The sequence below is a fragment of the Desulfoferrobacter suflitae genome (assembly GCF_022603395.1).
Lineage (GTDB): Bacteria > Desulfobacterota > Syntrophobacteria > Syntrophobacterales > Syntrophobacteraceae > Desulfoferrobacter > Desulfoferrobacter suflitae.
In genome coordinates, this window is record NZ_JAIBKA010000009.1 from 55,369 (window position 1) to 73,943 (window position 18,575).

The 18,575-nt window shown below is 53.1% G+C and carries 23 protein-coding genes, 1 other RNA gene and 2 pseudogenes; 18 read left to right on the forward strand and 8 right to left on the reverse strand.

The window, feature by feature from the left end:
• Positions 1-66: 66 nt before the first annotated feature.
• A pseudogene (locus tag K1V27_RS15850) lies at positions 67-447 on the reverse strand (type I restriction enzyme endonuclease domain-containing protein); the annotation flags it as partial.
• A gap of 34 nt (positions 448-481) precedes the next feature.
• Here K1V27_RS15850 and K1V27_RS15855 point away from each other — a divergent pair.
• The 18 genes and pseudogenes from K1V27_RS15855 to K1V27_RS15935 form a co-directional block, all read left to right on the forward strand.
• Positions 482-637 (forward strand): annotated as a pseudogene (locus tag K1V27_RS15855) (permease); the annotation flags it as partial.
• A 28-nt stretch (positions 638-665) separates the two neighbouring features.
• A complete protein-coding gene (locus tag K1V27_RS22865) occupies positions 666-881 on the forward strand; it encodes a universal stress protein (protein ID WP_353740594.1) in 216 nt (71 codons plus the stop codon).
• An 18-nt stretch (positions 882-899) separates the two neighbouring features.
• Complete coding sequence (locus K1V27_RS15860; RefSeq protein ID WP_258931029.1) at positions 900-1,130, forward strand: thioredoxin family protein; 231 nt, start codon at positions 900-902, stop codon at positions 1,128-1,130.
• Positions 1,131-1,450: 320 nt separating this feature from the next.
• The gene (locus K1V27_RS15865) at positions 1,451-1,990 is read left to right on the forward strand and encodes a putative zinc-binding protein (RefSeq protein WP_258931030.1); all 540 of its coding nucleotides are present in this window, start codon (positions 1,451-1,453) and stop codon (positions 1,988-1,990) included.
• Positions 1,991-2,136: 146 nt separating this feature from the next.
• Positions 2,137-3,321, forward strand: coding sequence for an ACR3 family arsenite efflux transporter (gene arsB / locus K1V27_RS15870; protein ID WP_309574019.1), 1,185 nt, complete (start codon positions 2,137-2,139; stop codon positions 3,319-3,321).
• 43 nt (positions 3,322-3,364) lie between these two features.
• Positions 3,365-4,234, forward strand: a complete 870-nt coding sequence (locus tag K1V27_RS15875) for a universal stress protein (RefSeq protein ID WP_258931031.1) — start codon at positions 3,365-3,367, stop codon at positions 4,232-4,234.
• 289 nt (positions 4,235-4,523) lie between these two features.
• On the forward strand, positions 4,524-5,579 hold the full coding sequence (locus K1V27_RS15880; protein WP_258931032.1) for a cation diffusion facilitator family transporter: 1,056 nt from the start codon (positions 4,524-4,526) through the stop codon (positions 5,577-5,579).
• 417 nt (positions 5,580-5,996) lie between these two features.
• Positions 5,997-6,278: an HgcAB-associated protein HgcC gene (gene hgcC, locus K1V27_RS15885; protein ID WP_258931033.1), complete on the forward strand. Its 282-nt coding sequence runs from the start codon at positions 5,997-5,999 to the stop codon at positions 6,276-6,278.
• Between the two features lie 32 nt (positions 6,279-6,310).
• Positions 6,311-7,141 carry an arsenite methyltransferase gene (locus K1V27_RS15890; protein ID WP_258931034.1) on the forward strand — a complete coding sequence of 277 codons (831 nt, stop codon included), beginning with the start codon at positions 6,311-6,313 and terminating at the stop codon, positions 7,139-7,141.
• 893 nt (positions 7,142-8,034) lie between these two features.
• Complete coding sequence (locus K1V27_RS15895) at positions 8,035-8,727, forward strand: hypothetical protein (RefSeq protein ID WP_258931035.1); 693 nt, start codon at positions 8,035-8,037, stop codon at positions 8,725-8,727.
• A gap of 33 nt (positions 8,728-8,760) precedes the next feature.
• Complete coding sequence (locus K1V27_RS15900) at positions 8,761-9,093, forward strand: DUF6883 domain-containing protein (protein ID WP_258931036.1); 333 nt, start codon at positions 8,761-8,763, stop codon at positions 9,091-9,093.
• Positions 9,093-9,335, forward strand: coding sequence for a DUF4926 domain-containing protein (locus K1V27_RS15905; protein WP_258931037.1), 243 nt, complete (start codon positions 9,093-9,095; stop codon positions 9,333-9,335). Before K1V27_RS15900 ends, K1V27_RS15905 begins: the two co-directional genes overlap by 1 nt.
• A 67-nt stretch (positions 9,336-9,402) precedes the next feature.
• Complete coding sequence (locus K1V27_RS15910) at positions 9,403-10,245, forward strand: phospholipase D-like domain-containing protein (RefSeq protein WP_258931038.1); 843 nt, start codon at positions 9,403-9,405, stop codon at positions 10,243-10,245.
• Positions 10,245-12,116 carry a helicase-related protein gene (locus K1V27_RS15915; protein WP_258931039.1) on the forward strand — a complete coding sequence of 624 codons (1,872 nt, stop codon included), beginning with the start codon at positions 10,245-10,247 and terminating at the stop codon, positions 12,114-12,116. The genes K1V27_RS15910 and K1V27_RS15915 overlap by 1 nt, the downstream gene beginning before the upstream one ends.
• Positions 12,091-12,450: a DUF6361 family protein gene (locus K1V27_RS15920; RefSeq protein WP_258931040.1), complete on the forward strand. Its 360-nt coding sequence runs from the start codon at positions 12,091-12,093 to the stop codon at positions 12,448-12,450. The genes K1V27_RS15915 and K1V27_RS15920 overlap by 26 nt, the downstream gene beginning before the upstream one ends.
• A gap of 132 nt (positions 12,451-12,582) precedes the next feature.
• Positions 12,583-12,768, forward strand: coding sequence for a hypothetical protein (locus K1V27_RS15925; RefSeq protein WP_258931041.1), 186 nt, complete (start codon positions 12,583-12,585; stop codon positions 12,766-12,768).
• A 3-nt stretch (positions 12,769-12,771) separates the two neighbouring features.
• Positions 12,772-12,972 (forward strand): hypothetical protein, encoded by a 201-nt coding sequence (locus K1V27_RS15930; RefSeq protein WP_258931042.1) that lies wholly within the window; start codon positions 12,772-12,774, stop codon positions 12,970-12,972.
• The gene (locus K1V27_RS15935; protein WP_258931043.1) at positions 12,969-13,301 is read left to right on the forward strand and encodes a hypothetical protein; all 333 of its coding nucleotides are present in this window, start codon (positions 12,969-12,971) and stop codon (positions 13,299-13,301) included. Before K1V27_RS15930 ends, K1V27_RS15935 begins: the two co-directional genes overlap by 4 nt.
• A gap of 265 nt (positions 13,302-13,566) precedes the next feature.
• Here K1V27_RS15935 and ssrA read toward each other — a convergent pair.
• From ssrA to K1V27_RS15970, 7 genes are all read right to left on the reverse strand, one after another.
• Positions 13,567-13,924: a transfer-messenger RNA gene (ssrA, locus tag K1V27_RS15940) on the reverse strand.
• Between the two features lie 113 nt (positions 13,925-14,037).
• Positions 14,038-14,382 (reverse strand): EF-hand domain-containing protein, encoded by a 345-nt coding sequence (locus tag K1V27_RS15945; protein ID WP_258931044.1) that lies wholly within the window; start codon positions 14,380-14,382, stop codon positions 14,038-14,040.
• Between the two features lie 100 nt (positions 14,383-14,482).
• Complete coding sequence (locus K1V27_RS15950) at positions 14,483-14,935, reverse strand: hypothetical protein (RefSeq protein ID WP_258931045.1); 453 nt, start codon at positions 14,933-14,935, stop codon at positions 14,483-14,485.
• Positions 14,935-15,414 (reverse strand): MauE/DoxX family redox-associated membrane protein, encoded by a 480-nt coding sequence (locus K1V27_RS15955; protein ID WP_258931046.1) that lies wholly within the window; start codon positions 15,412-15,414, stop codon positions 14,935-14,937. The genes K1V27_RS15950 and K1V27_RS15955 overlap by 1 nt, the downstream gene beginning before the upstream one ends.
• Positions 15,411-17,168 (reverse strand): rhodanese-like domain-containing protein, encoded by a 1,758-nt coding sequence (locus tag K1V27_RS15960; RefSeq protein ID WP_258931047.1) that lies wholly within the window; start codon positions 17,166-17,168, stop codon positions 15,411-15,413. The genes K1V27_RS15955 and K1V27_RS15960 overlap by 4 nt, the downstream gene beginning before the upstream one ends.
• A 3-nt stretch (positions 17,169-17,171) precedes the next feature.
• Positions 17,172-17,732: a peroxiredoxin family protein gene (locus K1V27_RS15965; protein ID WP_258931048.1), complete on the reverse strand. Its 561-nt coding sequence runs from the start codon at positions 17,730-17,732 to the stop codon at positions 17,172-17,174.
• Positions 17,733-17,811: 79 nt separating this feature from the next.
• Complete coding sequence (locus tag K1V27_RS15970) at positions 17,812-18,525, reverse strand: response regulator (RefSeq protein WP_258931049.1); 714 nt, start codon at positions 18,523-18,525, stop codon at positions 17,812-17,814.
• Positions 18,526-18,575: the final 50 nt, after the last annotated feature.

The following is an 18,575-nucleotide window of genomic DNA, read 5'->3' on the forward strand; positions in this document are numbered from 1 at the left end:
GGCTTCAAAGTCCTGGATGGTCAGCCTGCCGTGCTGGAAGAGATAGCCCAGAGCCTTGCCCTGGCGCTCGTTCAGGCCGAGTGTCTCCCCGCGCTTTCCCGCCTCCCGCAGTTCCCTGGCGAGCCGGATCAGTTCTTGAATGACCTCTGCGGTTTCTATGGTGCGGTTCTGATATTTTCGTACCGATTGCTCCAGCATCTCCGCAAAGGAACGGGCCTGAACCACATTCTTTTTCGAGCGCGACCTGATCTCGTCATTGATCAGTTTTTTCAGCAACTCCAGGGCCAGGTTCCTCTGAGGTAGAGCCTGCACCTCTTCGGGGAACTCATCCGACATGATCGAGATGTCCGGTTTCTCCATGCCTGCCGCCGCGAAAATATCGATCACCTCTGTCGACGCGACCGCACGGGATACAAGCTGACGGATGGCGCTTTCCATTTCATCGGGGGACTTCACGCCGCTCCTGTTTGGCGGTGTGCTGGCGGCGGGACTGCTTTTGGCGGGCCCGGCGCTTTCTTTGCCCAACATGCTGGTAATTCGAAGTATCATGGGAAGCAAAAAGACCCTGGTTTTTGTGATTCTCGTGGTGGTCATGTCCACCATCTGCGGGATGATCTTCGGGCATTATTTCAGTTAGGGAACCGGCTCAAAACACTTGGGCTCCAATGGAGGTAACCGAAGTGTTTAAAAAAATTCTTTACCCGACTGATCTTTCTGAAGAGTCCTCGAAGGCTCTGAGTTGTTTGGTTGAGATGAAAGGCAGCGGCATAAAAGAGGTGATACTTTTGCACGTCATTAGCCAAAGCGAGGCTGAAAGCACTTCGGACTCTGAGCACGTTATCCGGCACAGCAAGAATCCTGTCATTGTGGTCAAAAGATAAATAAGAAAGGAGATTCAAATGGAAATCAAAGTATTGGGTCCTGGCTGCCCGAAGTGCCAACAAACGGAAAAAGTGGTTAAAGAAGCTGTTAGCGAAGCCGGTATACAGGCCAACATCGAAAAGATCACCAACATACTGGATATCGGCAGCTACGGCGTATTCGGAACACCCGCCGTAGTTATTGATGGTATAGTCAAGTCGGTAGGTAAAGTCCCCACCAAGGATGAGGTCAAAGGCTGGATCAGCTAGATGCTGGAGGCGAGAGGCAGGAAACGGGAAGGCTGATGCCTGCTTCCAGCCTCTTGCTTTTAGCCTTCGGGCAAAAGTGTCAGGTTCCGGGCTATAGACAGTCTCAGAATCTATGGTTTTGCACTTCTTACGTAATTAGTTGATTTTATTTGAACCACGAAGGCCACCAAGATCACAAAGAGGAATTTATTTACCTCTTTGTCTTTTCTTCGTAATTCTCAGTGCTCTTTGTGGTGATCAACAATAAATGCAAAATTGGAGTTTCAGAAGGTAAAGGAGGACAAAAGTGGCTGAGAGTTGTTGTGCTGAGTGGAAACATTATGATCTTGGCCTGCTCGGGCGGCTCAAATGTGGGGCAGTTGTCCAATCAGGCTGGCGTCGAGCTGACTCAGGAAGGCTTCGGCAAAATATTTTGTTTGGCCGGCATTGGCGGCAAACTGCAGGGCTTTATCCAATCGGCAAAGGATGTTCCGCAGATGGTGGTCATTGACGGCTGTGAGCTTGGCTGCGCCAAAGCTACTCTGGAGCAGGCCGGAGTGGAGCCACATGGCATCGACCCAAGGGCGGTCAAGGCGATGGCTGAAGTCGGCATAGACATATCGCAACATCGATCAAAGGATGTCTCTGAGGTCGAGCAAATCGGTCTTGACTACGTTGTCACCGTATGTGACAGAGCCCACGAGTCGTGCCCGTTTTTCCCGGCTAAGACCAAAGTGATGCACGTAGGGTTTGATGATCCGCCAAAACTTGCCGCCGGAAGTTCAAGTGAAGAGGAAAATTTGGCTCACTACCGGCGCGTACGCGACGAAATCAGGGTGTTTGTGGAAAAACTTCCGGAAGCAGTGATGAGTGATGAGTGAGCACAGAAAGTTCGATTGCCCTGGAAAGAGGTATCGAAAATGTCAGAAAGATGACCTTAGGCCTCATTGAATACCTGAAGGCCAAATAACTGCTCACAGTTCACTCATCACAGTTCACTGTTCACTGACAAAGGAGGATTGTTTAGATGGAATCAGTGGCCAAGCGGCTTTCCTTTCTGGATCGTTTCCTGACGCTGTGGATTTTTCTGGCCATGGCGGTCGGCGTCGGCGGCGGGTATTTCTATCCCGGCATTCGCAATGTGATCAATTACTTTCAGGTGGGGACCACCAACATCCCCATTGCCATCGGGTTGATCCTGATGATGTATCCGCCTCTTGCCAAAGTGAAGTATGAAGAACTGGGCCAGGTCTTCCGCAACGTCAAGGTATTGACCCTGTCTTTGGTGCAAAACTGGATCGTCGGTCCTATCCTGATGTTTCTGCTGGCAGTCGCCTTCCTTTCCGGGCACCACGAATTCATGGTGGGATTGATCATGATCGGGCTCGCCCGCTGCATCGCGATGGTGATCGTGTGGAACGATCTCGCCGGGGGAGATACGGAATACTGCGCCGGTCTGGTGGCTTTCAATTCCATTTTTCAGGTGCTCTTCTTTTCCGTTTATGCCTACATTTTCATTACCGTGCTTCCTCCCTTGATCGGCATCACGGGTGCGGTCGTCAACATTTCCATCGGTCAAATTGCCGAGAGTGTTTTCATCTATCTCGGGATTCCCTTCCTTGCGGGAATGCTCTCGCGGCTGATCGGACTGAAGACCAAAGGCCGGGAGTGGTATGAACAGAAATACATCCCGAAGATCAGCCCCATCACGCTGATTGCACTGCTTTTTACCATTGTGGTGATGTTCTCACTCAAGGGCGAATACATTGTCGAGCTGCCGCTCGACGTTGTCCGAATCGCGATCCCCCTTTGCATCTACTTTGTGGTCATGTTCCTGGTGAGTTTCTACATGTCGGCCAAGGTGGGCGCAACCTACGGGCAGGCGACCACCTTGAGCTTCACCGCCGCCTCGAACAATTTCGAGCTCGCCATAGCGGTTGCCGTGGCCGTATTCGGCGTGGACTCGGGTGAAGCTTTTGCCGCCGTTATCGGGCCACTGGTGGAGGTTCCGGTGCTGATCAGCCTGGTGGGCGTGGCTCTGAAATTCAAGCAGAAGTATTTCACCCCGCCGGTGTGTGCGGCTTGCGGGGCCGAAGCGGGGAGCTCGCTCTTTTTTCAATGCCGCAGAGGCGATGCGGAGGTATTGCTTTGCCCCACTTGCGCACATGAATCCCTGCATGCGGACTCCAAACCGGATAAGGGCAGGCACTGAGTGCGGCAGCGATTTGAATATGTAACGATGAGGAGAAAAAGTGATGCTGGAAAAGATGGTATTGGCCACAGACCTTTCTGCAGACTGGGACCTGATCGTAGGCTGCGGGGCGGAGCTTCGGGCGCTGGGAGCCTCGCAGGCGATACTCACCCATGTCATCGTCACCAAAGGCCTGGTCGGGGCGGAGGAATCCGCACGTGCGGCAGCCCGTCCCAGACTGGAAGAGCAAAAGTCACAATTGGAAAGCCAGGGGTTTGAAGTGGTTGTAGAAACGCCCATCGGCCTGCCGGCTTTCTCCCTGAACGAAGTGGCGCAAAAGCATTGTGCTTCCCTCATTGTGCTGGGATCTCACGGTAAATCGGCCTGGCGGGAGGCGGTGCTGGGCTCCGTATCCGCTGCCGTGCTGCACAATGCCCGATTCCCGACCCTCCTTGTAAATGTCGATCGGCTAATGGAAGGAGGGCGTGAAGGCAGTTGCCAGTTGCGCACTTCGGAGCTGCTGCGCCACGTTCTTTTTCCGACCGATTTTTCGGAAGTGGCCGCCGGCGCTGCTGAATATCTCAAGTATCTGGTTCCCAAGGGACTTTCCGAGGTTACCGTTTTGCATGTGTTGGAGACCACCTACATCTCCCCTTGGTCCGTCCTGAAACAGCCCGAGAATGCCGGTCAAAGTGAGATCGAAGCCGTGGTGAAGGATATGGAGATTTCAGGAGTGCCACAGGTTCGTGGCAGAATTTTCAAAGGCCATCCTGTGCCAAAAATAATGGAGTGCCTGACGACAGGAGACTATTCCCTGGTGGTCATGGGGACTCAAGGAAAGGGACTGGTCTCTGAACTTTTTCTGGGAAGCGTCGCCTATAACATCGCCCGGCTCGCCCCCTGTCCGGTCCTTTTGATTCCAAGAATGGCATGAATTTGAGAACTTCTTCCCATTTCAATGGCGGTCGTTCTGACTGATTCTATGCTCCATCGAGGTGAATATGGATGGTATTCATGAGCGCACTTGCATGCAATTGAGAAGCATTCCGCAGGCTGCGGGCTGAGTAAAGAACCGGCGACGGCGCTTCTCGGGTAGGGCTACAGCAACGTGCAGGTGCTGGTCAACGGCTGGACGGTGTGGCTGGAAAATGGGCTGCCCACCGAAGCAGCCTCGGCCGGTTCTCACAGCAAAAATGTTACGAAAGGAGACAAAGGATGGTTCCATGACGCATCATCCTGAAAGTTCCCATTCGTGCTGTGGAGATCATGCGAACAGCGAACACCTTCCAGCTGGTCATCGTGAAAACCACCTCCATGCCCACGACACTCACTGCACGCATCATCACGTCGATGTGGAAAGCACCGGCGGGTCGCGGCTGCTGATCACTCTGGGGCTCAATTTCATCATTCCATCGGCCCAGGTGGTTGGCGGCATATACGCCGGCAGTGTGGCGCTGAGTTCCGATGCAGCCCACAATTTCAGCGACTTCACCGCCATCCTGGCAGCCTACTTCGCCTACCTGATCGGGCGCAAAGGGGCTTCCCCGCGCAACACCTTCGGTTATCAGCGTGCCGAAGTGCTGGCCGCCTGTTTTAATATTGTCATCCTCATCGGGGCGGCAGGCTTTATCATTTACGAGGCTCTACACCGATTTCATCACCCGGAAGCCGTCTCAGGCAAGCTGGTCATGCTGATCGCCGGGATCGGCGTGCTTGGCAACGGCTTTTTCGCAGTGCTGCTGCACCGCGATGCAAAGCACAGCCTGAACGTCCGCGGCGCCTTCCTGCACATGCTGGGCGACCTCTTGACATCGGTTGTGGTGCTGGTAAACGGCCTGATTTTGATGTTTAAACCGTGGTATTGGCTGGACCCGATGCTCTCGTTGGTCATCGTCTTATTCATCCTGAAAAACTGCTGGTCGATCTTGAAGGAAGCCGGCTTGATTCTTATGAACGCCACCCCGAAGGGATTGAATATTCAAAAAATTAGAACTTTTCTGAAGGACTTTCCCGGCATCTGCAACGTGCATTATCTGCATGCCTGGAATGTAAGCTCATCCAGCGTCGCGTTTTCCTGCCACGTGGTGGTTGACGATCAACCCGTCAGCCAGACGGCAAACCTGGCGGAAGCGATTCGACACAAACTTTCTCATCGGTTCGGCATCGATCATCCCATCCTGCAGTTTGAGACCGCCACCTGCGGCAACGGCGGGCTTTTGTGTGAAATGTCCTGCAACGGTGCGCAACCTATTCCAAAAAAATATTGGGTAATACAGTAAAGTGCCTTGAAATAGAGCCTCGCACTTTACGAAAGGTCTCAAGCGAGCGTGATGCCAGAACCGACTTTAAGCCGGTTGCGGGAATTGCTGAGTTCGCCTCCATGTGATTGTCGTCGATACGGCAGAACAGGCAACGGCCCTGAAGTTCCCGGGCTCGCCCACGGTTCGAGTCAATGGCCGCGCCATAGAGCCCGAGGCTGACAAATCGTTGAACTACGGCTTGGGATGACGCACCTACTTGGGAGAAGCTGGGCAGCTTTCAAAAATACCTCCAAGCGAACTGATTCGGAGGGCCATCGCCGGGAGCTGAGCCCAAATCTTTGGACTTGACAAAGAACATTGTCATGATATTGTCCGAGCAAGCAGAATATTCTGAATGTGCTGAATCTATTTTAGCATTCCGTGGAGACAGAAATCATGGCAAGAAAAAGCAAGATCGAGCCCTGTTGCGGTCCCGAGGCCAAGGACCAAGACTGCTGCAAGATCGAGTCGCTCATTGCGGTTGACGAGAGAGGGCAGATGGTTTTGCCGAAGGAACTGCGCGACAGGGCAAACATCCGGGCGGGCGATAAGCTTGCCCTCATCAGCTGGCAAAAGGACGGAGAGATATGTTGCTTCACGTTGATTAAAGCTGATGCCCTTGCGGAGCGGGTCAAGGAATTCCTCGGTCCGGTGCTGAAGAGTATCAGTGGATTCTGATAAGATTGGACATTCAGAAGGAGATGTTTGAGATGAAAGCTGAAGAGATCAAAAGAGCGGTGAAATCAGGATATGCGAAGGTGGCGTTGCAGAATATACCCTGCTGCGGAAGCAATAGCACGTGCTGCGGAAGTACCGCCCAGGCGGAAGGCATCAGCAAAAGAATAGGTTACAGCAATGAGGAACTGCAGGCTGTGCCGGACGGCTCAAACCTTGGGCTTGGCTGCGGCAACCCGGTGGCGCTCGCTTCTCTCAAGGAGGGAGAAGTGGTTCTCGATCTTGGCTCCGGAGCCGGATTCGACTGCTTTCTTGCGGCCTCCAAGGTAGGACCTAAAGGCAAGGTGATCGGAGTGGATATGACCCCCGAGATGATCGAAAAGGCAAGGCAAAATGCCGCGCAAGGCAACTTCACAAACGTCGAGTTTCGACTGGGAGAAATCGAAAGCCTGCCGGTTTCCGACGATCATGTCGATATTATCATTTCCAACTGTGTGATCAATCTATCCCCTGACAAGAAAAAGGTCTTCCAAGAAGCGTTCCGAGTGTTGAAACCGGGCGGTCGTCTGATGGTCTCCGACATGGTCCTGCTGAAAGAACTACCCCCAATTATCCGCCAATCCGTGGAAGCTTATGTGGGCTGCATAGCCGGAGCTTTGATGAAGCAGGAGTACCTCGCAGCCATGGAAGATGCAGGATTTGAGGAAATTAAGGTGGTTGGCGAGGACATCTACCCTATCGAGCTCATCTCTGCAGACCCGACATTACAGGCAATCTACGCGGATTTGGATCTATCTTCTGAAAAAATCAAAGATCTTTCCGCTTCGGTCGCAAGCCTCAAAGTTTCTGCGGCAAAACCCAACTGAAGGAGGGCGGGAGGCCTTTTTTGGAAAGACTCTCCACTTTGTTGCACTTTTTTCTTCAACAATCGGAACAGCTCGAAAGGGTCTTATTGAATCAGAGGGTTCGGCCAAGTATGGAGAACAAATTCTGTCAGGAAGACAGAAAGCGAATTAAAGAAGGCATCACTGCGAAATACAGGAAAGTCGCCGGCAGCCCGGAAGGAACCTTGGCAGAAAAATGGAATTTTGGTGGAACGCTGCACTATCTCATGCGCGAGTTGGCATTCCTGTCAGCATCATGACTCTCGCGTCTGCCGCAATCTGGCTCTGGTTGCGGTCTTCAAGCTAGACATGGAGTATAATCACCACGCCTTCACACTAGTCTGTATGGATCCGCCCTATTACAACAATGTCCAATACGGTGAGCTCTCGGACTACTTCTACGTCTGGCAGCGGCGGACACTTGGAGACCTCTACCCCGGCATATTTTCCGTAGGTTGGTGAACAAGAGCGATGAAGCGGTTGCAAATCCAGTTCGGGACGGTAATACCGCTTCTGCGAAGACAAGGTATGAAGAATTAATGAAGGAAATTTTCTCGGAATGTCGGCGGGTTTTAAAGGATGAAGGATTAATGACAATCATGTTCACCCATAAGACTCAGGATGGGTGGGAAGTCCTTACACGTTCCCTGATCGACAGCGGTTGGACAATAACTGCATCCTTCCCCATCGAATCCGAATCAGGGGCATCGCTCCACCAAAAAGACATGGCAGCTGCAGCTAGTTTCGTCTTTCTGTCCTGTCGCAAAAGATCAGAGTCAAATTCGTTCCCCGCCTTTTGGAGCGGCCTTGGCGGCCAGGGCGTACAGCATAAAATTCAGAGTGCTGTGGAGCAGGGCCTAAAGGAGTTTGCAGAGTTGAAGCTCAATCCCGTGGATGAAATGGTGGCCTGTTATGGACGAGCTTTGCATGTGCTGTCCGAACAATGGCCGGTCATGGACGGAGATGAAGAAGTCGGCCCGATCCGAGCCATGAATGAGGCCAGCCGGGTCGTAGCCGAGAATCAGATCAAACGAATCACTTCGGGGCGTTTAACTGTGGCGGATTTGGATCCGGAAACGGCGATGGCCCTCACCGCATACGGCATATGGGGATTGAACTCGTTTCCATATGATGAAGCGCTCAACTTGTCACGCTCCCTCAACATAGTCCTTACTGCCAAATCAGGTGGATATCGAATTGAAGGGAATATGATTGGCATCAACCAGGAAGCGGGAGGGAGTAGAGGCCGCAGTCGAGCGTCTTCGGCCGGGGATAACGACTACCATGCTCCTTTGCTCCGCAGCGGTTCAAAACTAAGGTTAGCGCTCCCTGAAGAGCGCAACACCAAACGGTTGGAAAGTCCTCTGACGGATTGGGACGTGCTGCATGGACTAATTCAGAGCTATCGAGAAAGCGATATTACCGGCGCCCGCCCCTACCTCGAGAAGCACGCTACAGGCCATGAAGAGAGAATCCTGGATCTTTTGGATGTCTGGGCCAAAGAGATGGTTGATCCAGACCTTCGTCGTGAGGCCGAAACCCTTCGGTTTGGACTGAAGATGAATTGATCGCTCAAGCAAAAGTGATTGGCGGGCAGATCCATGAGACTGAGCCGTGATGCTCTCATTTCCACCGAAAAATTAACAAAATACCTGCTGACTCCAAGGAAAAGAAACGATAAATCTAAATGGCTCAGTCAAGCGGGATATATCCGAGACAACTGGGAGATCCTGGAAGATGACCTACGCAACCAGATACTGCCGCGGGATGCCTTACTGACGGAAAAATCGCCATACGGCGACCTGTACGAGATCACGGGCGAGCTGATGGGTCCCAATGGAAGGAGCCTGGCCGTATGCACCATCTGGATGATAGAAAGGGCGACCAACATCACCAAGTTTATAACGATGTACCCGGATAAAGGAAAAAGGTAATGAAATACGAATTATTTGAGGAAGTGGTCTTAACCAGGGACCTTCCCGATAAAAGGTTGAAGAAGGGTGATGTGGCAACTATTGTGGATCACCATTCTGTTCCAGATGCCGAAGATGGATACTCACTGGAAGTGTTCAACGCTCTGGGGAACACCATCGCGGTGTTGACAGTAGCTGAATCGCTCATTGAACCGTTGACTGAGGACGAAGTATTCAGTGTGCGATCCCTGGCAACGGGATAACCTTGCGATATACAGAATTGATGGAAGGAAATCAGTTAGGAACCAACGCTCGTAAGCCCGGATCATTATGAGAGAATCCAGCGATAAAACCGAGGGGCTCAAAGGATTTCCATGGCGCATTTCCTATCGCACCTCTGCCGTCAAGCCCGATGGCAAGTCCGTTGATATACTGCACGATTTCTACATCCCCGTCCTTCTACGTTCGGTCCGTTACGACCGGGTTGCCGGATATTTCCGCTCCACATCCTTAGCTGCCGCATCCCAAGGGTTTTCGGCGTTTGCCGGCAGAGAGGGTCAAATGCGCCTCATTGTGGGTGCCGATCTCGAACACGAAGATGTTGCCGCTATTCTGCAGGGCTCTGAAGAGCGGCTGGAAAAACGGCTTAACGACGAGCTGGAGGGCCTTGAGACATGGCCGGAGGAGGTGGTACGAGGGGTCCAGCTCTTGGGGTGGATGGTTGCCCGAGAACGCCTGGAAGTGCGAGTCGCCTTCCGCGTCCATGCGTTGACCGGCGAACCACTGGCAGTAGACGCGGTAGAGGACGGTTACGTCCACATGAAGTGGGGCCTCTTTGCGGACTCTTTCGGCAGCCGACTTTATATTTCGGGCTCTTTAAATGAATCGAAGAGCGCCCTCACTCTTAACGCCGAGAATATAGATGTCCATTGCGACTGGCAGGGCAATACGGAACTGCTGAGAGTAGAAGAAGCCGAACAGGAGTTTGAATCCCTCTGGAACGATCAAAATCCCGCCCTGAGAGTTCTGACCATTCCCGAAGCGGTGCGCAGGCGACTGATTCAATTTGGCGAGAGTTTGACCGGTCGCCCCTTGGAGATTGACGGCACCAGTGCAGCGCCTGTGGAAGTTGCTCCGCCGTCAACCTTTATAAAGTATTGCAGAAGGACTTAATGCAGGCATGCCGCAGTCTTTTGCTGGCAACCGCTACCCCGATGCAATTGGACCCGGTAGAGGCGGCGGACTTAATTCAGCTGACCGGGAGGGCGGGCCCGTTTCTTTTCGATCCGACTCTAATGCATTGCTACTATACGATCCTCGGCAAACTGGTCAATGAAGAAGAAGTAGATGCCGATGAATGGGAATTCCTGCGTTCCTGCACCAAGGCCGTCAAGAGCCAGGACCCCTTTTTCCGGGAATTTACTGAAGATGCCGTTATCGATGGTCGAATCCGACTCGCCGCCAGGCAATGGTTGGAACAGGGACGCGTACCGAGAGGGAGAGACAGACAAGGCATGCTGCGACTCATCTTTGTGAGCTCGCCCTTGTCTCGAGTTATGCTGCGCCACAACCGGTCGCTGCTCGAGATCTATCGCGACCAGGGGCAGTTGAACTCCAACCTGGCAGAGCGAAAGATCTGGCCCATTCCCAAAATCGTGATGAACGATCTGGAGCGCAGGGTCTATGATCTTTTGGAGGCCTATTGCCAGGGGCTGGCAGCACGGCTGGGAGGAGGCGGAGACACACGGCGTCGAACTTTTGTAGGATTTATTCTGAGCTTTTTGCGGCTGCGGTTTGCGTCGAGCCTCTTTGCCATCCGCGAGACCCTCAGGCGGCTCGCGAAAGTTGAGGCAACCCTTCAGCATCTCACTAATGGTGAGGGCATAACAGATGAAGAGCTCGATGTTGAAGATGTGCTGGAAGAATCCGAGGATGATAGCGAGGCCGTACAGGCTTTATTGAAAGATAGAACTCCCGAAGATTTAAAATGGGAGAAAGGGCAGCTGCAGAATTTGCTGTCGGCCTTGACTGAAATATCCGGAGCTTCGACCAAAATGACGGAACTGCTCAAGGTACTTGGAGCTAGACGCATCGATGGGACGGGCAGAATCAGGCAGACGGTGGTCTTCACACGATTTTACGACACCCTTACGGACATTGTCGCTCGACTGCGCACCGCCGACCCCGATCTGCTGATTGGAACCTATTCCGGTCAGGGAGGCCAATACCTGGATCCAGGAACACATCGAATGGTCGGGGTGGAGCGGGAGGAAATCAAGCACCGGTTTCTGCGGGAAGAAATCGACGTGCTGGTTTGTACCGACGCTGCCGCTGAAGGTCTCAATCTGCAGACAGCGGACTTTTTAGTCAACTTCGATCTTCCCTGGAACCCGATGAAAGTGGAGCAGCGCATCGGTCGAATAGATAGAATCGGACAGAAGCATGAAACCATCATCGTATTGAATCTGTGTTATCTGGATTCCGCAGAGCAGATCGTCTATGACCGTCTTTTGAAACGATTGGCCGACGCCGGGGCAGTCGTCGGAACCCAGCAGATTTCCCTGCTGCCGGTCACGAGAGATGAGTTTGAGGAGCTTGCCGGCGGGAGTCTTTCGGAACATGAATTGGAGCAGCGGGCGCTGGAACGGGCTCTATTGGCCAAAAAGCGCAATGCCAGCATGGAGATTCCGGCACAGGATCTTTACAGCATCTACCTGAGACTCACTGAACAAAAGAGCTTCGGCAGGCTACCGATCGTTCTGGAAGCCATCTGGAGAACCCTGAGCAACTCGATTTATCTCAGAGACTTAGGGTGCAGCGTCATGCCCGATGCGACTATGAAGACAATGATCCTCACAGGCCGTTCCCAATGGCTGCTCAACCTGCTTGTGGTAAAAGATTTGCTCCGCGGTCGGGGCATCGTGGAGGATGGGGACCAACCATTCTGGCGCCTCGCCGGCAAAATCGAGGAAATTTACGAGGATCGGGATACGATACGGGCAAGGATTCCGTTGGAACATGCCAGAAAGCTCTCCGCCCCCTGATCTTCTTTTCGATATCACCCTGCCACGAACCGGGGATAAGGCCCTTGTCGATGCGCCCAAAACACTGCGCACAAGCGCCATTGAAGCCGCATATCGGTTAGCCAACGGCATGAAGGTAAAACGAGCAGAGCTCACCACATCATTTAGCTGGATTGATTTTGCCGACGAAGATCGGCAGAAGATGCTGAATATGATTCAGCCTTTCCGAGAGCAGGAGACCCGCGACGAATGGGGAGTCGGAACCATTCGGGATGCTTTTGCCGATCACTTTCTTCCGGGAACAAGCACCATCTGTCAGCGGCGACCTGATAGCGTCTCAAAATCGGCGGCATGAACATGCGGGTTTCCCCGCCGGTATCTTCTTCCAAGCAATCCATGTATAGATTCTTTCTTCTTCGCAAAGTGCAAGAACTGTCACGTTTTCTTCCTTCCGGACCCGCGCAATGCCTGGCACCAGGAGGAACTCATGATCCAAAAGTATCCCATCTGTCCACAGCGTATCCGCAAGGTCCCCGGCAAGTTCAGCTGGGTGGATCACCGTCTGGTCCGTGACCGATTCATTGAATCGATCAGTCATCCGGCGGCTGCCCTCTACCTGTTCCTGGTTACCGTGGCCGATTCCCAGGGGCTCGGCTACTACTCCGACGCATAGCTAATGACACGGCTTACCATGGACTTGCCCGCTCTGAATGAGGCCCGCCAAAACCTGGTCACGGCAAGGCTCATCGCCTATGAAAAGCCTCTCTACCAGGTACTCTCCCTGGAGCCTTTGGTGGAGCGTCCCGATAGGGTGCCCCTTCACCAGCCTGTAGCCATTGCACAGATCTTCAGGCAAATGATGGGAGGAGCCAAATGATAGATTTCGAGCTATTTCCCAAAATCAAAGCCTACCATGAGCAAGAAGGTCTAAAGCCCACACAGATTGCACGAGAGCTCGGACCTGATCCCCGAACAGTGGAAAAGTGGCTCCAGGAAAAGCGCTTCCGCCCAAGAAAATCCTATGCGCGGAGGACAAGCAAGCTCGATCCTTTCAAACACTCCATCATCCGCATGCTGGAAACTCACTCCTATTCGGCCGTTCAGATCATGCAGCGAATCCGGGAGGAGGGATTTGACGATAGTAAATCGCGAATTCAGGTTAATGTGATCCGCAGTACGCGTTCAGTAGGAGCCTTCAATGTTTGAAGAGCATATCCATTATGCTAAGCTCTCCAACCAATTTCTAAATAGGTTTCAGGAAGACAGATTCAGTGAAGCGGGGGCGGTGCAACGGGTACTATCAGTCTATCCGGAGCGTTGGCCATCTTTGTTTAAAAAATTCCGGTTTTCGACCGCGGGATTTCGCCGAAAGTCATCTTGAAAAGACTCAATTTTTGAGGTGGGCGATAACGTGATTTTTCACATGCTTACAAAAGTTTTTTTGTCACTTATTGATGTTACTAAAATAATTTGGTGGAGGCGGCGGGAGTCGAACCCGCGTCCGAAAGCATTCCGCTTAAGCTTCTACATGCTTAGCCTGCGTTTTAGGTGTTCACCTTTGGGGACCCCCACAGGCAGGCTTCCCGTCAGGCTAGCCCACTGAATTCTCGCCTTCAGCACTGTAGGCGCCGTACTGAGAGCCATCTCGCTGAGTCGACGCTCCAACCCGGCCTCGCGAGAAAAGACCGGAGGAACGGTAGCCGCTTTAAGCGGCTACGGCGTACGCATAATCGTCTGCGTTTATGTTTAGCCCCAACGGTTTTACGAGGAATCGGGACCTCGGCATGCAACTTAAGCTTCTTTACCTCCGTCGAACCCGTTTCGCCCCCTTCGGTAAAGATGAGCTTATTGGTGTGCTAATTGTAATGTGTTGTGGGCATTAGTCAAGTCCCGGACGGGCATTAGGCCGGGACTTTATCGGCTCCTCGGGAAAGCCGGAAGGCTATTGTCTGCGCGCTCCCGCGCCTCTTCCCATCCCTTTGCCCAAACAGAACTCCTCGATAGTTAGAAATCCATCCGCGTCTTTATCTCTTCCCTTGAAAATCAATTCGGAATTGCCGACGGGATGCGCAACCGCGGTGAATTCCTCGTAGGAAACTTTGCCATCTTTGCTTGTATCCAGTTGTTCAAATTTTTCCTGACACCGCATTACCGGACTCGCCTGCTCAGCCTGACTCGATTCTTGAGGCGCGTTTACCGCTTCTTCCTTCTTCTCCGAAGAACAGCCCAAGCCGGTGAGCAACACCAGCCCCAAGATCCATAAAACCAAAATTTTAGCCAACTTCATGACGACTCCTTTCATTTTGCAGGTTTTGCGGATGCTTCGGCCGTGATCCAAAACCTCGATACCGCAAAAGAGGGCCTTAATGCCCCTGGAACATATTGGATCACCGGTCAAAAACCTCCGCCAGGTTCCGGTTGAAACACACAAGAGCGCAATTCCGTGCACTATACACCCGCGACCCGCGCTCTGTGAATAGCCGATTGAGCAATCCGGCAGCTGATGTGATCTTCTGTCTTTTGAACAGCATGCTGCCGATGCCGGGCAGCACAATTTCGATTTCGCCGGCCCCGCTGATTTTGCCTGCCAGGATTCCGCCGCCTTTGTGGTGCAGCCAGATCTGCTCCTTCCTTTGTTCCCAGCGGACGGGCACCTCTTCATCTGCGAAGCTCCATGAGCCATTGCCCCCGCTCTGGAGCACCAGCACCACCACGTGTTCCGGGTCCTGTGGATTGGTCGCCTCATATGTGCCAACCAGGGCAGGCTGCTCTCCGCAGGAGCAGAGCGCGACCAGCAACTGCAGGAGCACGAAGGAAACGCAAAAAACGCGATTGATCATTAGAGCTCCCTGACACTCAAAAAAAGGTTTTTTTCAATCTGCAGCGCCGAATCGAACGCGTACACGTATACGGCCAGCGCCAGCCAAACCAGGTCGCGCACCAAGGTCCTCCAGCTCATCTGCTCCCCCAATGCATGAAAGCAGCCGCATCCAATCGGCAGGTTGCGCATCAGGCTTATTGCAATGGCAGCGGCAAACAATGCCAACAACCCGATGATGATCGCAGCGGCCGACTTGGTGCGGAAGCCGATCACCAGAAAAAGGCCACAGATCAGTTCGGCCCAAGGCATAACCAGCGCCGCCAGGTTCACCGCCCAGTACGGTACCAACTGGTAACCGGCAATGGTTTCGGCAAATTCTCCCGCATAATTGATCTTGTACATACTGGCGTAAATGAAAAGCCCCCCTATGTACAAGCGGATGGCCAGCACCAGGTACGGGTGAGTCACCAGATTCCAGAGGCGCCCCGAAAACTTCATGGCCTCACGGGATATCCCTGCTGTTGCCAAGCCCTTAGTCCTCCGGAGAGTATTCTAACCTTGTCATGTTCACGTGCCATCAGCAGCTGTCCCACATGCTCGTCATAGCGTCGACTGATGTTGCGCCCGTACACGATCACAACGGTTTCTGCATTGACCAGTCTTGTCAGCTTCATTTTGTAGATGATCTCAAACAACGCCGCGGGCACGTTCACCGAGTCGGCAATGTGCTTCTGACGATAAAATTCCGGCGGTCTGGCATCGACTATGACCGCCTGTCCGGCCTGCTGCAGCGCTCTCGCCGTGACCGCATCGATTTCGGCAGGCGGCTCCTGAACAATCGCTTGCGGCAAGACGGAAATACCATGGGGATTGGCGTAGTTAAAAGTGCAGGCAAGAATCAGCGCGGCAAGCAGGATCAATGAAACATCCAGCACACTCGCCCGACCGATGCGATCGGCCTGGCGCTGCAGCACACCCTTCAGTGCTGTTTTCGCTCTTTCCAGTACTTTAATGGTGTGGCGCGCCTCGGTGAGGTCGGCAATCGTCTGCTTGAGCTCCCGGTTGGCTTGCAGCAAATCTTCATTGAGGCACTGAATGGTCTCAAAGGCGCGCACATTCCTGAAAAAAATCATGAAATTGGCGGCTTGGGCAAAAAACAGCTGCTCTTCTTCGTCCGCCAGGGGCAGACCGGCCAGGGTTGGTCCGAGACCCACGAGCCCCAGAGCCGACTGGTCGACAACAAGCATGGCCGCCGTCTGCATGTTGATACCAAGATCGAGCTCGCCGAAAAGCGCTTGCGGATCCTGCAGACGCGAGACGGTCAGAGGCTCCATTGTGCGTTTCGCGGCTGCAGCCAGGCACCTGTAGAACAGTTTATCGGCTTCCTTTGCAGCGATATGAAGCTGCCGGCTGGTTCCCCGGGCTACGGTTTTGACCGTTTGAGCGGAGCGTTCATAGATCAGGGCAAATCCCCCTTTCACTCCAAATGTTCCCAGGATATTCAACAGGAACGCCTCCAGCAGCCTCTGGGATTCAGCAATAGGGCTCAACTCAGCTGTCAGTTCGTACAGGCTCCTGAGGTGATGCACGCGTCGGTCCAGGTCGTCGCGAGCGTGCTGAGCCAGTTCGAGAGTTTCCGTCAGGCGGATGTTCTGCTTCTGCAGCTCGGCGTTGAGCTGTTGAATATTCTGTGTGAAAAGCGCGTGGGACAGTGCACTGACCAGAATGTTGATGAGGTTCGAGAGCAGGCTGTAATCATCTTCTTCAAAGGGCTGCGCGGATATCTTCCTGCCCAGTCCCAAGAGACCGCAGTATTCCTGGCTGATGTTCCACAGCACAACAAGTTCCGTTTGCCCGGGCAGTGGCGAATGTTCAGGCAGGCTGTCGCGATTCAAAATTTTCGGCACGCAGCAGGTCAGGCCGGGGTGCGCTTCCTGGGCATAGAACTGTTCATAAATCGGCCACAGATTCTGCTGAAGACTGGTCGCTTCGGACTCGGGGATACCCCTGTGAAGCATGCTCCCCTGCCGACTTCTGGTGTTGAGCAGCAGTATCAATCCTGTACCGATGCCCAAAGAGCCCATCGTCATCAGCAGGAAAACGTCCATAATTCGTTTGGGTTGTATCAGGCCGTCCAGTTCCCGTGAAGTCTCCAGGAGAGTCTCCAGGAAAAATACCCTCCTGTCGAGCTCGCCGCGGGTTTTTTGGGCCGGGTCAGACGCACTGCGCCATTGTGAGGTATCGATTTGCATGGGCTATTCTGCGAGCTTGCCGATCCTGTCGTAGAACGGGTCAATGTCTTTGATTGTGCCCGGATGCACGTAAAGGAGCTTTCCCTCTTGATCAACCACCATGGTGAAAGGCGTGCGCGGCTCCCCCAATGACTTGTGCACGCTGTATCGGGGGTCTTGCACCAGCGGGTAATTGTACTGGCCTTCCTTGCGCAGGTGCTCTATTTCCATGGCAGTACCCCCTGCAGCTATCCCGAACATCTTTACCTTGTCCTGCAGTTTGCCCTTCTGCAGCCGGTTGAACAGGTTTCTAAAAAGCGGCGCCTGCTCATAGCAATAGGGACAGTAGACACCAATGACTTCGATCACTATTACCTTGGCATCGAGGTCCTTGAGCTTGAAAGTGGCCCCCTGCACCCCCAGGTATTGGCGGTCGGCCTCCCCGGTTGGACTGGTGAGCTCCATGTCAGGCAGGGTGTCCCCTTCTTCAGGAGGACTGTCACAGAAAGCTGGTCCCGCAAAAAACGCCGAACACGATAAAATTAATAAAATGAGCATACCTTTGTTCCGCCGATTCATCTTCATGGGTAACACTCCTTTGGAATTTCATCAACGGATGAGCTCCAATGATTGATTCTGTAAAAAAACAGCGGCCGTTTCCGATTCAGGCTCCACTCAAGGCCTGCTCCAGTGATTCATGGGACTTGACCAACCTGGAGATGCCGACAATCTCGAACACCTTCCTGAAATTCTCCGACAGTCCGGCGATCAGCACTTCCTGTCCCTGCTTTTGACTATCGAGCAGCAGTTGAGTCAGTAGAGCAATGCCGGCGCCGTTGATGGATGCATTTTCGAGAAAATGAAGGATAATGGTCTTCCTGTCCATTTCCACTGCCCGCTTATAAGCTTCCTGCAGCCTGGCTTCCGAGTGTGAGGTCAGATTTCCCTGGATGTGCAGCACGGCACATGTGCCCAACGGTTCCAGTCTAATCTCGTTTTCCTTGTTCTTGGCCAGTTGTCTTCTTTCCTTGGCTCGCTTCAGGGCCTGTTCGAGCAAATGGCGCTGGATGGGTTTATTGATGAAATCGGTCGCGTCAAGATTGAGCGCTTTGATGGCCAGCTCCATGTCGCCATGGCCCGTAATGACAATCACTTCGGTTCTTGGCTCGATCTCCTTGATGCGTTTGAGCACCTCGATACCATCCATGCCCGGCATCTTGATGTCGGTGAGGACCAACGGCGGGTGTTCCCGCTCGAAAACTTCCAGCCCCTCTCTGCCGTTTTCTGCGGTAAACACGGTATACCCGTAAGCGTTCAGGGTCATTCTGAACATAACGAGGGTCGGTTTTTCGTCATCAATGACAAGTACTTTTTCCATTCATCCTCCCTGCAGTGGATTCTATCAGTCACACGCCTTAAAACGCCGCA

Excerpts from the sequence above, each read along its gene's own strand:
- K1V27_RS22865 (WP_353740594.1), top strand. The coding sequence starts at position 666 with ATGGAGGTAACCGAAGTGTTTAAAAAAATTCTTTACCCGACTGATCTT.
- K1V27_RS15860 (WP_258931029.1), top strand. The coding sequence starts at position 900 with ATGGAAATCAAAGTATTGGGTCCTGGCTGCCCGAAGTGCCAACAAACG.
- K1V27_RS15865 (WP_258931030.1), top strand. The coding sequence starts at position 1,451 with ATGATCTTGGCCTGCTCGGGCGGCTCAAATGTGGGGCAGTTGTCCAAT.
- arsB (WP_309574019.1), top strand. The coding sequence starts at position 2,137 with ATGGAATCAGTGGCCAAGCGGCTTTCCTTTCTGGATCGTTTCCTGACG.
- K1V27_RS15875 (WP_258931031.1), top strand. The coding sequence starts at position 3,365 with ATGCTGGAAAAGATGGTATTGGCCACAGACCTTTCTGCAGACTGGGAC.
- K1V27_RS15880 (WP_258931032.1), top strand. The coding sequence starts at position 4,524 with ATGACGCATCATCCTGAAAGTTCCCATTCGTGCTGTGGAGATCATGCG.
- hgcC (WP_258931033.1), top strand. The coding sequence starts at position 5,997 with ATGGCAAGAAAAAGCAAGATCGAGCCCTGTTGCGGTCCCGAGGCCAAG.
- K1V27_RS15890 (WP_258931034.1), top strand. The coding sequence starts at position 6,311 with ATGAAAGCTGAAGAGATCAAAAGAGCGGTGAAATCAGGATATGCGAAG.
- K1V27_RS15900 (WP_258931036.1), top strand. The coding sequence starts at position 8,761 with ATGAGACTGAGCCGTGATGCTCTCATTTCCACCGAAAAATTAACAAAA.
- K1V27_RS15905 (WP_258931037.1), top strand. The coding sequence starts at position 9,093 with ATGAAATACGAATTATTTGAGGAAGTGGTCTTAACCAGGGACCTTCCC.
- K1V27_RS15910 (WP_258931038.1), top strand. The coding sequence starts at position 9,403 with ATGAGAGAATCCAGCGATAAAACCGAGGGGCTCAAAGGATTTCCATGG.
- K1V27_RS15915 (WP_258931039.1), top strand. The coding sequence starts at position 10,245 with ATGCAGGCATGCCGCAGTCTTTTGCTGGCAACCGCTACCCCGATGCAA.
- K1V27_RS15920 (WP_258931040.1), top strand. The coding sequence starts at position 12,091 with ATGCCAGAAAGCTCTCCGCCCCCTGATCTTCTTTTCGATATCACCCTG.
- K1V27_RS15925 (WP_258931041.1), top strand. The coding sequence starts at position 12,583 with ATGATCCAAAAGTATCCCATCTGTCCACAGCGTATCCGCAAGGTCCCC.
- K1V27_RS15930 (WP_258931042.1), top strand. The coding sequence starts at position 12,772 with ATGACACGGCTTACCATGGACTTGCCCGCTCTGAATGAGGCCCGCCAA.
- K1V27_RS15935 (WP_258931043.1), top strand. The coding sequence starts at position 12,969 with ATGATAGATTTCGAGCTATTTCCCAAAATCAAAGCCTACCATGAGCAA.
- K1V27_RS15945 (WP_258931044.1), bottom strand. The coding sequence starts at position 14,382 with ATGAAGTTGGCTAAAATTTTGGTTTTATGGATCTTGGGGCTGGTGTTG.
- K1V27_RS15950 (WP_258931045.1), bottom strand. The coding sequence starts at position 14,935 with ATGATCAATCGCGTTTTTTGCGTTTCCTTCGTGCTCCTGCAGTTGCTG.
- K1V27_RS15955 (WP_258931046.1), bottom strand. The coding sequence starts at position 15,414 with ATGAAGTTTTCGGGGCGCCTCTGGAATCTGGTGACTCACCCGTACCTG.
- K1V27_RS15960 (WP_258931047.1), bottom strand. The coding sequence starts at position 17,168 with ATGCAAATCGATACCTCACAATGGCGCAGTGCGTCTGACCCGGCCCAA.
- K1V27_RS15965 (WP_258931048.1), bottom strand. The coding sequence starts at position 17,732 with ATGAAGATGAATCGGCGGAACAAAGGTATGCTCATTTTATTAATTTTA.
- K1V27_RS15970 (WP_258931049.1), bottom strand. The coding sequence starts at position 18,525 with ATGGAAAAAGTACTTGTCATTGATGACGAAAAACCGACCCTCGTTATG.